General features: G+C 27.2%; 13 protein-coding genes. 10 read left to right on the top strand and 3 right to left on the bottom strand.

The features are described 5' to 3' along the window. Positions 1 to 523, top strand: a 523-nt coding sequence (locus T395_RS03670) for a hypothetical protein (RefSeq protein ID WP_029512739.1), incomplete at its 5' end; no start/stop codon positions are given. A 71-nt stretch (positions 524 to 594) separates the two neighbouring features. Here the strand turns inward: T395_RS03670 and aspS are convergent. Beyond that, the gene (aspS, locus tag T395_RS0101475) at positions 595 to 2,301 is read right to left on the bottom strand and encodes an aspartate--tRNA ligase (RefSeq protein ID WP_029512738.1); all 1,707 of its coding nucleotides are present in this window, start codon (positions 2,299 to 2,301) and stop codon (positions 595 to 597) included. Beyond that, on the bottom strand, positions 2,301 to 3,623 hold the full coding sequence (hisS, locus tag T395_RS0101470) for a histidine--tRNA ligase (protein ID WP_029512737.1): 1,323 nt from the start codon (positions 3,621 to 3,623) through the stop codon (positions 2,301 to 2,303). The genes aspS and hisS overlap by 1 nt, the downstream gene beginning before the upstream one ends. Before the next feature lie 390 nt (positions 3,624 to 4,013). On the opposite strand from hisS, the gene T395_RS0101465 reads away from it, so the two are divergent. The 3 genes from T395_RS0101465 (at position 4,014) to T395_RS0101455 (ending at position 6,061) form a co-directional block, all read left to right on the top strand. Continuing rightward, positions 4,014 to 5,006 carry a TRM11 family methyltransferase gene (locus tag T395_RS0101465; protein WP_029512736.1) on the top strand — a complete coding sequence of 331 codons (993 nt, stop codon included), beginning with the start codon at positions 4,014 to 4,016 and terminating at the stop codon, positions 5,004 to 5,006. Between the two features lie 118 nt (positions 5,007 to 5,124). Next, on the top strand, positions 5,125 to 5,562 hold the full coding sequence (locus T395_RS0101460; RefSeq protein WP_029512735.1) for a transcription antitermination factor NusB: 438 nt from the start codon (positions 5,125 to 5,127) through the stop codon (positions 5,560 to 5,562). After that, positions 5,549 to 6,061 carry a hypothetical protein gene (locus T395_RS0101455; protein ID WP_029512734.1) on the top strand — a complete coding sequence of 171 codons (513 nt, stop codon included), beginning with the start codon at positions 5,549 to 5,551 and terminating at the stop codon, positions 6,059 to 6,061. The genes T395_RS0101460 and T395_RS0101455 overlap by 14 nt, the downstream gene beginning before the upstream one ends. A gap of 88 nt (positions 6,062 to 6,149) precedes the next feature. Here the strand turns inward: T395_RS0101455 and T395_RS0101450 are convergent, their stop codons facing one another. After that, positions 6,150 to 7,472: a C1 family peptidase gene (locus tag T395_RS0101450; RefSeq protein WP_029512733.1), complete on the bottom strand. Its 1,323-nt coding sequence runs from the start codon at positions 7,470 to 7,472 to the stop codon at positions 6,150 to 6,152. Between the two features lie 148 nt (positions 7,473 to 7,620). Between T395_RS0101450 and asnS the strand changes: the two genes are divergently transcribed. From asnS to T395_RS0101420, 6 genes are read left to right on the top strand one after another with little or no spacing between them, the layout of a single operon-like run. Further along, entirely contained in the window at positions 7,621 to 8,994 is a 1,374-nt protein-coding gene (gene asnS, locus T395_RS0101445; protein ID WP_029512732.1) for an asparagine--tRNA ligase, read from the top strand. A 6-nt stretch (positions 8,995 to 9,000) separates the two neighbouring features. Next, the gene (locus T395_RS0101440; protein WP_029512731.1) at positions 9,001 to 10,008 is read left to right on the top strand and encodes a glycosyltransferase family 2 protein; all 1,008 of its coding nucleotides are present in this window, start codon (positions 9,001 to 9,003) and stop codon (positions 10,006 to 10,008) included. A gap of 3 nt (positions 10,009 to 10,011) precedes the next feature. Further along, a complete protein-coding gene (locus T395_RS0101435; RefSeq protein WP_084273305.1) occupies positions 10,012 to 10,662 on the top strand; it encodes an RDD family protein in 651 nt (216 codons plus the stop codon). 11 nt (positions 10,663 to 10,673) lie between these two features. Continuing rightward, the gene (locus T395_RS0101430) at positions 10,674 to 12,857 is read left to right on the top strand and encodes an ATP-dependent helicase (RefSeq protein ID WP_029512729.1); all 2,184 of its coding nucleotides are present in this window, start codon (positions 10,674 to 10,676) and stop codon (positions 12,855 to 12,857) included. A 1-nt stretch (position 12,858) separates the two neighbouring features. Then, positions 12,859 to 14,457 carry an MHO_4530 family protein gene (locus tag T395_RS0101425; protein ID WP_156933068.1) on the top strand — a complete coding sequence of 533 codons (1,599 nt, stop codon included), beginning with the start codon at positions 12,859 to 12,861 and terminating at the stop codon, positions 14,455 to 14,457. 8 nt (positions 14,458 to 14,465) lie between these two features. Next, positions 14,466 to 15,332 carry a DegV family protein gene (locus T395_RS0101420; protein WP_029512727.1) on the top strand — a complete coding sequence of 289 codons (867 nt, stop codon included), beginning with the start codon at positions 14,466 to 14,468 and terminating at the stop codon, positions 15,330 to 15,332. Positions 15,333 to 15,340: the final 8 nt, after the last annotated feature.

Genomic DNA, 15,340 nt, shown 5'->3' with positions numbered 1-15,340 from the left:
AGAGAATATTAACAAAATTGCTAAACCATACAATGAAATTATTAACAATATGCTAAGTTTTTCAAATAACATTCTTGAACATTTACACACTAATTATTTAACTGTAGCTCAATCAAGCGCACAAAACAATAGCTCATTTAATGCTTTAATCGATTTAGCTTATGGAATAGGTAATGAAATTATCGCGATAACAAACGATGAAGAATTAACAAGCGAACAAATGCAAGCTAAATTCACAGAATTAAGCAATAATTACAACGAAAAATTATACTCGTTCCATAAAACTACTTACATGCAAATGCTTGCTATTGCCAATGCTAAATTCGTAAATGTTGAACTTCTTGCTAAACAAAGCAATAAACCAGAAGTGCAAAAAATGCTTGAACAAGCACAAATTTATTTAACATTGCTAAACAACACCATTAAATATAACGATCCATACTCACAATATTTAAATGTTGTAAATTACATTTCAAATATTGAAAGATTAACTGCGAATATCAACCAAATGTTAAGCGCTTAAAAAAGATAAATGAAAAAGAAACAGCTTTGAACTGTTTCTTTTTTAACTGTTTTATAGCCCTTTTAGGCAAATTACTCTTTGACTTTTAAAAATAAATCATCAAGCTGCTTAGCATCAACTTCACTTGGCGCATCCATTAAAACATCTTGCCCTTTTGCATTTTTAGGAAAGGCAATGACATCTCTAATCGATTCTTCTTTGGTTAAGATCATTAATAATCTTTCAATACCTAAACCAATTCCGCAGTGTGGTGGAACTCCATATTCGAAAGCCCTTAAGAATCAACCGAATTGTGAATTTTGTTTATTTTTGTCCATACCAATTAAATCAAACATTTTTTCTTGGGTTTGCTTATCAAAAATTCTTGCTGAACCAGAACCTAATTCAAAACCGTTAAGCACAACATCATATGATTTGGCTCTAATGTCTTCCATTTTCATTTTGTCTAATTCGTCTAATTTATGGTCAAATTGGGTAAATGGATGGTGTGCTGCCATTCATGAATTATTTTCCTCATCATACTCGAACATTGGTCAATCAGTAATTCAAGAAAAATGATATTCATTAGGATTAGCATAATGAAACTTATCATTTAAAGCCACTCTAACTGCTCCTAAAGCCTTTGAAGCATTTTCATATGAATTAGCAACTATGAAATAACTACCATCCTTGTTTTGATTATTAGTTATTAATTGAAGCGCTTCATCTTTAACTTTGTTAGCAAAATTAGTATGTTTAATTTCGCCATTTTCCACTACAAAATAGAATAAAATGTTTGCTTTGTTTTTAAGTGCTATTTCTTCTAAGTCTTTAAAATCTTTTTTAGTAATTAAGCTATCAACAAATAATAATCTTTTAGCAGGTGCATTTTTAATGATGGCAAAATCACTATTTGCGCAAAAATCATTGATATCTTGAATTTTGTAACCATACCTAAAGTCCGGCTTATCAGTTCCATAGTCTCTTAAAGCATCAAAATATTTATATCTTGGTCAATTATTTTTTTGAATCTCGATCCCTAATGATTGAAAAGCATAGTAAAACATTTCTTCAATTAGTAATTGAAAATCTTTAACTTCCATAAATGAAACTTCCATATCTAATTGAATAAATTCAGGTTGTCTATCTTTACGTCCGTCTTCATCTCTAAAACATTTGGCAAATTGGAAATATTTTTCAATTCCAGAAATCATTAAAAGTTGTTTAAATAACTGTGGACTTTGTGGCAAGGCTCAAAATTGGCCTTTATTTCTTGTGGCAACTAAATAATCACGTGCGCCTTCAGGTGTGCTTTTTGCCAAAATTGGTGTATCAACATTTAAAAAACCTTTGTCATATAAATAATTTCTAATTGAATGCATTAATTTGTTTTTAAGCATTAAATTACTTAACATTTTAGGTCTTCTTAAGTCTAAAAATCTGTGTTTTAGTCTTGTTTCTTCCTTAACTTCAATGTCATCTCTAACTGCAAAAGGTAATTCCTCTAAAGCTTGTGAAAAAATTTCATATTTTTGCACTTTAATTTCTACTGCTCCAGAAGCCAAATTAGGATTAGGTGTTTTTCTAGCAACAACTTCTCCTGTTATTTGCATTACGCTTTCTTTATTAACTTTTAAATCTTCAGCAAAAACACATTGAACAATTCCACTTCTATCTCTTAAATCAATAAAAGTTAATTCACCAAACCGTCTTTTGTTTGCTACTCAGCCGTGGACAGTAATAATTTGACCAATTAATTGTTCATTAACTTGTGCGTTATTTATTTGTTTACTAATCATTATTCCTCGTCTTCTATTTCTAAATTTTGTAATTGCACTAAATCATTAGCCAAAAATTCTAATAAATCAGCATAACCGTCTTCAGTAAAGGCGAATTTAATTTTGTCACCATTTTGCATATTTTTAACAGTTAAAATATTTGAATTATTAATTGGATCATCAAAAATCACAAATTTCGCATTTAATTTAGTTGCTTTATCAAAGATTTTTTTGCTTTTGTTGACTAATTCTTTATTAATTTCACATTGGATTTCATATTTTCTTAATTCATTAGCTAATGAAAATAGATTATTTAAGTTGCTTTCAGTTGTAGCTGCTAAATAAACATCTAATTTTTCAGCTAGTGCTTCTTGCATCATTGAATTTTTGTTAATTTCGCTCATGATTAAATCAGTACAGCGATCAACACCAAATCCTCAACCACATGCAGAAATATCAGGGCCACCTAATTCGCCTATTAATTTTGAGTATCTTCCGCCACCAATGATTGTTGATTGACTACCTGCTTCGCTTGAATTTGATACAAATTCAAAAACTACTTGATCATAGTAATCAAGACCTCTAACTAATGAGTAATCTATTTGATATTTAACATTGTTAGCTTTTAAAATTTGTAGCAATTGTTCAAAATAAACTTTTGATTTTTCATTCAAGTAGTGATTAATTTTTGGAGCTTGTTTCACAAAATCTTTTTGTGAATCTTCTTTATCATCAAGAATTCTTAAAACATTATTTTCTAAACGCTCTTGGCTTAGTGGTGTTAATTGATCTTTAAATGGCAAGAAATATTCTTTTAATTTTGCTTGGTAATTTAATCTTGATTCTAAATCGCCCAACGAATTAATCTTTAAAATAAAACCAACATTAAGTGAGTCTAAGATTTGCTTAGCTAAAATGATTATTTCTGCATCATTGTATGGATTTGCTTCACCTAAAAATTCAACACCCGCTTGGTTAAATTGTCTATAACGTCCCTTTTGTGGTTGTTCATATCTAAACATAGGACCAAAATAAGCGAATTTGCCAACTTTAGATTCAGCATATCATTTTTCTTCAACTAAAGCTCTAACAAAACCAGCAGTACCTTCTGGTCTAAGAGCAATATCACGATTGCCTTTGTCTTTGAATTCATACATTTCTTTTTTAACAATGTCGCTACCTTCTACACTACGACGGTACAATTGAGCATATTCCATTATTGGTGTATCAATTCAAGCAAAATTAAAAGCTCTAACTTTGTCTAAGAATTCTCTACGGATCATTTCTACTAATTTGGCTTCTTGTGGGCCTAAATCTCTTGTTCCTTTGACTTTATTAAACATTACTCCTCCAAATATAGCTACTAAATTATTATTTTTATATTATAAATAATCTATATATTATTAATATTAATAATTAAATAAAATTAGTGTTTTAATTTGAATTTTATTTTACAACTGGCAACAAAGCAAAGTTTAAAATAGTTTAATTATTCAAAAAAATTAATAATCAAAACGAAAATAGTCGAATAAGATATCATATTAATAAATAATTTATAGTTCGTTTTAATTAATTCTATGTGTGTAATTTTAAAACTTTAAAAAACAAATATGCCTTATTTATAGGTGTATTAGTTTTTTTATGCTTTCAAACTTGGAAAGCTTATTTGAAAAACATCGCTAATGCTATAAGGTTTTATAACACAAAAATATAAAATATTATTGGGTATAAAAATGAATACAAAAATAAAATTAGGTCAATTTTTCACTGTTAAAAGTTTATGATTAAAACCACAGATTAAAGATTTTATAAATCAACAAAATAGATCAATTGTTTATGATCCATTTGCAGGTAAAGGTGATTTACTAAATGTAGCTAAGACTATGCTAAATTTTAAAGAAATTATTGGTTTGGACATAGACAGTAATTTGAATTGAAACATCAATGATTCTTTGATTAAAATTCCAATTGTTAAAAATGCTTTAATTTTGACTAATCCGCCTTATCTTGCTAAACAATCAGCAAAAAGAAAAAATATAGACCATGATAATTATTTTTCTAATTCAATATATAACTATATTTATTTAATCTCATTAGAAAAAATGCTTGATACCGGCTTGCCTATTGTAGCAATCATTCCTGAATCATTTATCAACAGTAATTTTAAAAATAAACATTTATTGCATTCAATCACCATCATAGAAGATGACTTATTTGATGATACTGAAAACCCAGTTATTGTTGCTTGTTTTGATAATTTAAACAAAGATATGTCAAAAGTTAAAATTTTCAAAAATGACTTTTTTATAGGCTATTGAGAACAAATTTTCAGAAATAAATTAGTCCCTGTCAAGAATATTCAAATTACCTTTAATAGTAGTGAAGGCTGGCTAGGTCTAAAAGCAATTGACGGGATAAAAAATAGCGATTTGATTAGATTTGATTTTAAAAACAATTTTGATTATGATTGACAAAATAAAATTAAAGAAACATCAAGACACTTTACCTTAATTGATCTTGAAATAGACAATGAGAACAAAAGTTTATTTATCAATGAATGCAATCGAATTTTAAATAATTTAAGAAATGCTTCATTTGATGTAATTTTGACGCCGTTCAAGGGTAATAATAAGTCTGGCAAACGTAGAAGAAGATTAGATTTTAAATTGGCAAGAGCAATTATGGAGCAAGCGTATTTAAAAATAACAAAAAAGAAAAATAACTAGTTAGAAATGAGCTTAATTTCTTTTAATTAATTCTTTATAACTTCAACTATTTCAATCTTCATTCTTGTTTTTTAGTTTATTAATATTTAATATTAACTTTTAATATAAAATAAAATGTATGAGTGCTAAAAGTCAAAGAGAATTAAGAATAGAAATAATAAATATTATTTATGCTAATGAATTATTGAATAGACCAATTAATATAACAACAGTTTTTGAAGAAAATACTGATCTAAGTCCAAAACAATTTGATAGTTTGGAAAAATTAGTTGAAAATTATAGTTTTTATAAACAATTGATAGAAAAATACTTACATCAAAACTGAAAATGAGAACGTGTTTCACCGCTTCATAGAGCAATTTTATTAAATGCTATAAATGAAATAATGTTAGGATTAGCCCCTAAAATAGCAACAAATGAAGCAATTGAAATCACAAAATTGTTTTTTGATGATGCCACATACAAAATGATTAATGCAATAATTCAAAATATTTACAAACACCTTATTACAATTGAAGTTTTACAAAGAAAAGTAAATCAAAATGAGAAACAATAAAGTAAGCAACATTAAATTTAAAAGCAAAAAACTTTTGCAAAAACAAAAAATTTATAACAGTTATAAAAAAGCATTAACAATTCGCAAAACTAGATTTAGTGTTGAAAGAATTTTAATGATTTTTAAATGAAACTTTGATGCAAATAAACTTTTTCAGTTTAATCAAAAAATAGCTTCAGAAACTAATTGAGATTTGAAAATGTTTATTGAAAGCATATTAGAAATTTTTAATTTAGATGACGAAAAAGCCACTGAAAAAGACGTTTTGGTTAATTTTTGAAGCTTTTATTTTTATGCTTTATCTTCATATTATTTTAGAAAGAACAAAAACTTAAGATTTGTAAAATCTAATATTTATGAAACAAAAGACAAATTTGAATGTAATAACATTAAAAGAGCTTATTATTTAAACTTTTTAAAAAACTTTTCAAAGGTTGAAAAATATAATTCAAAGATTAGGTTGCTTTTTACCAAAATAACTTATTTACTAGGCAAATAATACAATTAATACTTAATTAACGTTCTACTTAGAACGTTTTTTATTACAAAAAAAAGCGCCTTAAATTAAAAGGGCTTTTTATAAAATTTTAAGATAAGACATCTCAAGGTTCAATAGTAATTGGTTGATTTTGCTCAACTTCTTTTAATACTGTTTCATTAACATATTTAGGATCAACAATTACACCAAAAACATATTCATCAAATCATTTATCACTCATTGAAAAATAACCTTTATTACCGACTTTGTCGCCTCAAGAATTTTCCACTTCTCATTTAATTGACTTACCGGTTTCATCTAAATCAACGCCAACAAATGTCATCGCATGTGTCGGAGCACTAATTCTGTAATTTACCCGATCTTGCTTTGTTAAAGTGTTAAATGGTCTTAAGGTTTCGTCAATTGAATAGATTTTTGTGTCCATAATTCCAGATTTTCTATCTGATGAAGCAGATACATCACAATCAAATCAAACAGGATTGTTATCTAAAAGTGATTTAATTGTTGCTTCTTTCAAAATTTGCATATCAACATTAATTGAACTTAATTTTTTGCCTTCAATTACAGAAGCAAAATATTTAGAAACCAACAAGGTATTTTTTGGATATTTTTTTCTTGGATCGTCTAATAAATTAACAAAATTTAAATAGTCTAATTTAGCATATTTTTCAACAAATTCTAATGGTGTTAAATTATTTAATTTATGGAATTTATCATCTTTATCTCTATATTCCAAAGAAAATGTTTGTGGTGGCAAACCTAAAACTTTAGCATTAATTTCAAAAATTCTTTCAATTGCTTTTTCTTTAATTTCTCTAATTTCATCTAGAGTTTTTTGTGCCGAAAAAGCCTGTTTGATAGTCTTAATAGTAGAAATTAAGTGTGTTTGTAAAACAACATTTAATTCATCTGTGTTGCCTGAGTTTGCAACTTCTTCCATGACACTTTTAGGCACGGCGCCATATTTTTTAATTAAGCTTTGCGCTCATTCTCAATAGCCACCATCGCTTGTTAAATGTTCCATAAACATAGCAAATAGCCTGTCGTCAAAATCTAAATTAGGCATTTCAATCATTAACTCTAAAATGTTGTTAGCTTTTTCTAATTTGTCTCAAAAAAGTAAATAATTTTGTGAAAATTCAAATTCTTTTAAGTTTAATGCTTCAACAACATTAGTTTTTAAAATGTTTAAGGCTGAAAAAATTCAGCATCTTCCTGAGTTTTTTTGGTTTGTAATCCCTGCTTTTTTAACTTGGTTAGAAAATTCAAAGTTATGAATTCTTTGCATGTCATTGTTATATGTGGCATTAAATACACCATTTTTAGTAATGGCATTTTCAATCACTTTATTGATTGGATTTCTTGAATATTTAAGATAATATTCATTAATTTTTGCTTGTTCTATTTTCATTATTCTCCTATTTCATAGTGTTTTTAGTCAATTTACAATTAATTTTATTATATATCTAATACTTAATATTAATCATATATATGATAAAATTAATAGTATGTTTATGTATTAATACTAATAATACATTAAAAATTAATGAAAGGAAAATATGCAAGAAATTTCAATTAAGAATATTATACAAAATGCGCAAGGTTTTAATGGGCAAAGCATCGATTTAAAAGGCTGAGTTGCCGGAAACAGAGGAAACAAAAAAATTAGATTTATTTCATTAAACGATGGTTCAACAGTTGAAAATTTACAAATGGTTATTAAAGCGGACAATGAATTTCAAATTGATTTAGAAAGCTTAGATGATAAAAACTTACATTTAGGTGCTGCAATAAGTGTTTCAGGAGTTCTTAAATATACTCCAAATTCTCAACAAGTTGCTGAATTAAGCTTAACTAAATTTGAACTTTTGAATGACACTGATTCATCTTATCCAATTCAAAAGCAACAAATTAACTTAGAAACTTTAAGAGAAATACCGCATGTAAGACATAGAACAAATTTATTAAGAAGCACATTTTTAATTAGATCAACATTAGCCTATGAAGTGCACAAATATTTCCAAGAACACGGATTTTTATATTTCAATGCGCCAATTATTACTAGCAATGATGGCGAAGGAGCTGGTGAAACATTTGTAGTTAACGATGAAAATTCTGAAAATCCATTTTTTGGCAACAAAAAAGCAACTTTAGGAGTTACTGGTCAATTACATGCTGAAAGTTATGCTTTAGGTTTTAAAAAAGTTTATACTTTTGCGCCAACTTTTAGAGCTGAACACTCAAACACTAAAAAACATGCTGCTGAATTTTGAATGATTGAGCCAGAAGTTGCTTTCTATGAGTTAAAAGACATAATTAAATTAGCTGATGACTTATTAAAAACAGTAATTGCCAACACAATTAAAAAGCACCCTGAAGAATTTAAGTTTTTAACCGAAAGTGTTGATAACAATTTAATGAACAAATTAAACGCTTTCTTAAACAAAGAATTAGCAATTATTGATTATCGTGATGCTATTGCTGAATTAGCCAAAGTTAAGGATCAATTTGAAGAACAAAACATTAATTTTGGTTTAGATTTAGCTACAGAACATGAAAGATATATTTCAGAAAAATTGTTTAATGGACCAGTTGCTGTAATTAATTTCCCAAAAGAATTCAAAGCTTTCTATATGCACCAAAATCCAGATGGCAACACTGTTGCAGCTTTTGACTTATTAGTGCCAGGAATTGGTGAATTAATTGGTGGTAGTCAAAGAGAAAACCGTGAAGAAAAATTATTAAGCAGAATTGAAGAAGTTGGTATTTCTAAAGAAGACTTGCAATGATATTTAGACTTAAGACGCTTTGGCAGTGCGGGCTCAAGTGGTTTTGGTATTGGTTTTGAAAGATTAGTTATGTATGTTACAGGAGTTGATAACATTCGTGATGTTATTCCTTATCCAAGAACTTCTGGCAATATTAAAATGTAGGTGAAAATGAAATTAAGTATTATTACCCCAAATGTGAATAATCACAAGCAATTAGACACATTTTTATATAACTTAAGAGAGCAAAATAACCAAGATTTTGAAATTATTTTAATTTTAGATGTCAATAATAAATCAATTTTTAGCGTAATTGAAAACCATTTAATTTTCTTTGGTTCAAGACTTAAATTTGTGCTTAATAGCAAAAAAAGAAGTGCACAAAGCGACATAGTAACCGCTTTCCACTTAGTTAAAGGCGATTATGCAACAATTTTGTTTGCTAACAGCCGTTTTAAAGACAATTTTGTTTATGAAGTTTCTTCATTAACTAATGAATATAATCCAGATATTTTAGAATTCTTGCCATATTTTACAAATTCAATTAAATGAAAATTAAAAAATCGAATTGAAGTTGGCTACTACAATGGAGAATATTTAAAAACCCATCCACAGATTTTAGCTTATACATTCCCTTTGATTTCCAACAAGCTTTATAGTAAAAAATTAATTTCGCGTTTTTGCAAATATCGTCCATTAGAATTGAATGATTATAAATTCTGCCTAGAATTACTTTACTTTATGATTTTAGATGCTAAATCATACCAATTTGTTAACAAGCATTTAGTTAAAGAAGACATGACTTTTGCTAATAACATGACTTTAAATGTTTATTTAGACGAATTTAAAAAGATTAAAGATTATATTAATATTAACAACATTAAGCTTTCATATGAAATCGAATATGCCGAATTGTACTTTGTACAAGTTTTTTTGGCAACAATTTTACGTTTACATAAATCAGCTACAATGGAATATTTTGAACTTTCACAAAATATAGTCAAAATTAAAAAAGAGAAAATTTTTGAACAAATCTTGAAATTTATTCAAAACAAACAAACAAATCATTTAGCTTTTTATAATACAAATGTTTATCTTAATCAATCAAGCCTTGAAGCTTTATTGCTTAAAGATTTTCCTAAAATTAAAACTTGAGAAAACATTAGTAACAAAATTTAACTTATGCAATTACATAAAAACGTTACTTTTTGAAGCCGGTTTTTAACCGTTTTGATTGATTTATTTTGTTTTGCTTTAGCAACTATTTTGCAATATTACTTTTTAGTTGTCAAATCAAACAATTTAAACCCCAATATTTATATTTTTATGATTTTAAGCATTTTAAGCGGATTAGTGCTTTTTGTTGCTTTACCATTTTGTTTAAATGGACGAACAATCGGAATGTTAATTTGTCGCAGTCAAATAATTGATGAAAAAGACACTTATGCTTCATTAACTAGCATTATTTTGAAGAAAAGCATTTTTAACATTGGGCTTTGATCAATCTTATGTTTATTGTTTATTAGTTTAATTTACCCACAAGACTTTCAACAATTTAAACAATATACAAGCAATCCGCAAGACACTAAAGATGTTAATTTTCGCTTTGTGCTTGTTTTGCGCTTAATTTCAACTTTTGTTTCATTAATTTTTATGATCGGAACAATTAATTTAATTATGGTTTTGGTTAAAAAAAATAAACGAGGATTTATTGACATTTTTACAAACAGCAGAATGGTTTATTTAAAACATTATTCAACTTCACAATTAACCAAAACAATTAAATTAGTACCATATCGAATTAAAAATCAACCAGTTAATTTTATTAATTAAAGGAGGTAATTATGACTAGTTTAAAAAAGGAAAAAATTTTAAAAGAATTGAATGCTGAACAACTTGAAGCATTAAATTACTTTGATGGGCCGCTTCGGATAATTGCTGGAGCAGGTAGTGGTAAAACCAGAGTGCTAACTAGAAAAATTGCTTATTTAATTAATATTTTAGGAATTGCACCAAGTGAAATTTTAGCTGTAACTTTTACAAATAAGGCAGCTAACGAAATGAATGAGCGTGTAATCCAATACACAATGGGTGCAACTAATGAAAAACCAGAAATTTCAACTTTTCACACCTTATGTGCCAAAATTTTAAGAATTGAAGCACATTATTTAGGCTTTAGAAGCGATTTCCAAATTATTGATGATACCGACAAGAAAGTTATTATTGATGCAATTTATAAAAAACATGGTTTATCAACACAAGAAATTAAATTTAGCCGTTTATTAACTTTATTTTCATTGGCTAAAAATTCAGATTTCACAGGTGATGAATTAGTTAGGTTTCTTAATGAAAAAGAAAAAGACCCTAAAATTACCACCAGCCACGATTTAATTGGCGAAATGTTTGAAGAATATAATCAATCATTGAAAGAAAAAGGTTGTTTTGATTTTGATGATTTAATCATCAAAGTTAATGAACTATTCAATAAATTTCCTAATGTCATTGAAAAATGAGCAAATAAATATTCATACATTTTAGTTGACGAATTCCAAGATACTTCAAGATTGCAATATGAAATAGTTAAAAAATTGGCTTCTGGCAAAGCTCAATTAACTATTGTTGGTGACCCTGATCAAACAATTTATTCTTGAAGGGGCGCTGATGTTAATTTAATTTTGAATTTTGACAAAGATTTTCCAGAGGTTAAAACTGTAATTTTGAAACATAATTATCGTTCAACAAATCAAATTCTTACAGCTGCTAATACTTTAATTCATCATAATCGCAATCGTTTTTCAAAAGATTTAGTTACTGACAATGAAGAAGGCGAAGAAATTGAATTCAATCACGCCTTTAGCGCTGAAGCAGAAGCAAGGTGAGTTGTTCAAAAAATTAATGAATTAAAGAAGAAAAAAATTCAGCTTAAAAATATCGCTATTTTTTATAGATCTAATTACTATTCAAGACCATTTGAAGAAGAGTTGATTAGAGAAAACATTAATTACAAAATTTTTAACGGTCAAAAATTCTTCCAAAGAAAAGAAATCAAAGACGTTTTAAGCTATTTAAGAGTTATTTATGATTTTAGTGATGTTTCGTTAATTAGAATAATCAACACTCCGGCACGTAAAATTGGCGAAGTTACTTTGAATAAATTACAAAATTTTGCTTTAGAAAAAGGTGAAACTTTATTTGATGCAATGGTTAATCATTATAAAGAATTGCCGGTTGGCAAAAGTGTTTTAGAAGAAATTGTTTATTTACTTAATGCAATTCGTAAGCATCATGCGGCATTGAAAAAATATTCAATTCATGACACATTAAATTCATTATTAAAAACCGTTGGTTATCTCGATTACATTAAAGCTGATCCAACTTTAAGGGGTGTTGGCAAAGAAAACATTGATGAATTGTTAGCATCAATTAGAAACTGAGAAAAAACTAATCCTGACAAAGGGATTAAAGAATATTTACAAGAAATTTCGCTTTATTCAGCTGGCGATGAGTTTGATAATGGCACAAATTATGTTACTTTAATGACAGTTCATGCTGCTAAAGGATTAGAATTTGATAATGTCTTTTTAGTTGGTATGAGCGATCAAATTTTCCCACATCGTAGATCACTTAAAGGTGGAAATGAAGAATTTCTTGAAGAAGAAAGAAGATTAGCTTATGTTGCCATAACTAGAGCTAAACATCGTTTATTTATTAGTGATAGCCGCGGATATTATGGCGATAACAATGTTAATAAAACCCCTTCACGCTTTTTAAAAGAAATGGGCATTGACATTGATTCAATCATTTTACACAGTGATGCCACTGACTTAGATTACTCAAATTTAAATGATGAAAAACAAATTAAAGAATTAAATAAACATATTATAGTAGGCGATATTATTAGCCACACAGTGTTTGGTGAAGGTACTGTTTTACAAGTAAATAATGATTCAATTGTTGTGCAATTTACTGGTAAGCATGGCATAAAAACTTTAAACAAAAATCATCAAGCCATTAGATTGCTAAAATAAAATGTCTAAAGAATTAATCATAATCCTCTGTTTTATAGTCTTTTTCGTCACTATAATCAGTTTAATTTCAATCATTACAATTTTGCTTAAAGTTAACAAATACAGTTCAAATGGTTTAGCTATTTATAGAATTGATAATGTAAAAAAGACAATTGTTAAAATAAGTTCAAAAACAATTGGTGGCTCATACAATCTTGATTTTTCTAAAAAGTACGCTTTAGAAACAAATAAGTATTACGATCTTGATAAATTTCTCAACTTATTCACCAAAGAAAGTCGTGATACCATTATTAATTTTTTAAATAAATCAAGCACTAAGGAAATATTCAGCTTGAATGTTTCATTTGACGAAAACATAATTAAAAAAGAAGTTTTAGGCAAATTAATGCCCAAACTTTTATTAAAAAAGAATTTACTTTATTGACTCAAAATTTTTCCCAGCAAACATTTGAATACTTTTTATTTCACACTTCATTGAAAAGATGATGCTGAAGATAATAAAAAAACACTTAAACTTAATACAGACCTCGATTTAATTAAAGATAAATTAAAACAGAAAAAAGTAATTGTTTATGCTTTTGAATTGTCTGAATTCGCTTTAATTAAAGGCTTAAACAAACAAAATTACACTCATTTATTGAAGTTAATCAAACAAAACCAAGATGTATTACATTATTTTAAAGATGGAATAATTTTTCTTTTTGTACCAATTAAACAATCTTTAAAATTCCATTTAAAACAAAAACAAGTTAATAAGATTTTTAACAAAATTAAAGAAAAAGTTATTTTCCGTAATTTAATTAACCGCTATGCTTTTTTAAGTTTTACCAAAATTAGTGAAAATAATTTTGTAAGCGAATTATTAACCAAAGCCAAATATCTATTTTTGCACCATGCAAATTGACCAATTTGACTATCAAACAATGAAAAACTAAATATTGCTCAATATAATTCTTTTGTTAATTTGATTAATGCTTATCAAAATAAATTGCAATATTCTGACTTTGTGCATGAAAACGTTTCAATTAATGAAGCAAATAATCCTTTAGCAAAAAAAGACAAAATTTCTTTCACCCGTGCTTCGGGTTTTACCAAAGAAGATTTAACACAGTTAAGAGCACTAATTTGAAACCGTATTTTAGCAACTGAGAAAGTTAATAGTTTTGCTTTAGATAATCAAGTGCCTGACAATAAACTTTATTTATTTACTAATCAATTTGATTTAAATAAAAATTTTGCTAAATACAATGATGCAAAGGTTTCATTAATCATTAAACAAATTGATCAAAGTTTTAGTTATAAACTATTACATGAAATTATTTCCAGAAATAAACACAATAATATTGAGTTAGGATTATATGTTTGAGAAATTGATTATGAGCTAATTAATTTCATTTACAATTCAGCTATTAAAACATTGATTATATCTGCCAACATCACCAGTGCAATTATTCAAAACCCAGATAATTATTTAAAATTGTTAAATTTATCAAAAATTATTGAAAAACAGAATATTAAAATGATTTATGAAAATTTACCAACTAATTTCCCCCAAAAATATGCAGATAGCTTGCATATTAAATTCACATACAAAAACTAGGAGCTAAAATGCAAAAAATTGGATTTATAGTAGATTCTTTTTCTTGCTTAACAGAAAAAGAAGCAAATCAATTAGGTTTTGGTTATTTACCATTCCGAATTGAATTAGATGATAAAACATATGATGACGGGATTGAAATAAGCAAAAAAGATTTATTAGAAAAAATTGGGCAAGCCAATAAAGTAAAAACTTCATTGCCGCGTTTAGATGTTGTTCAAGAAGTTTTAGAAAAAATGACCCAAGAATACGAAGTAGTAGTTTATTTACCAATTAGTGAAAAATTATCAGGCGCATATAACGCAGTAAATAACTTCAAAAGCGAGTATCCTAACTTATACATTATGCCCAACCGTTTTGTAGGTATTCAATACATAAAAGCTATTGAATTTATCAAAAGCGAATATGAAAAAGGTCAAACATTAGATCAAATTACTGGTTATATCAATGAAATACTTAACCAAACAGCGACATTCATTTTGCCACATTCACTTAATTTTGCTATTAATGGTGGTAGAATTTCAGGTCTAAAAAAATTTGCTTTAAAAGTGCTTTCAAAAATGAAATTAATGCCCTTTATCCGCTTCTATCTTGACGAAAATTCAATGGCAGGAATTGCTCGGGGAGTTAAAGGCGCAATTAAACAAATAATTGAAAAAGCTATCGGTTTAACTAAAACTAAAAGCATTCAAGAGTTAAATGAAAAATATTTCATTAACTTTATCTACGGAATTGATGAAACATTTAATCAAGATATCAAAAAAATAATTGACGAAAGTGGCTTAATCATAGAGCATTCTGAATTAAACACTTCAGTCATTGCTGCTCATACAGGGCCACAAGCAATTGCTATTAGTCTTATGCCTAAGGTTAAATAATTTAAATG

Origin of the sequence: Mycoplasmopsis iners ATCC 19705, from assembly GCF_000701805.1 — a bacterium.
Classification (GTDB): Bacteria; Bacillota_I; Bacilli_A; order Mycoplasmatales; family Metamycoplasmataceae; genus Mycoplasmopsis; species Mycoplasmopsis iners.
The sequence above is the reverse complement of the archived record's forward strand: the minus strand, read 5'-3'. Positions and strand labels throughout refer to the sequence as shown.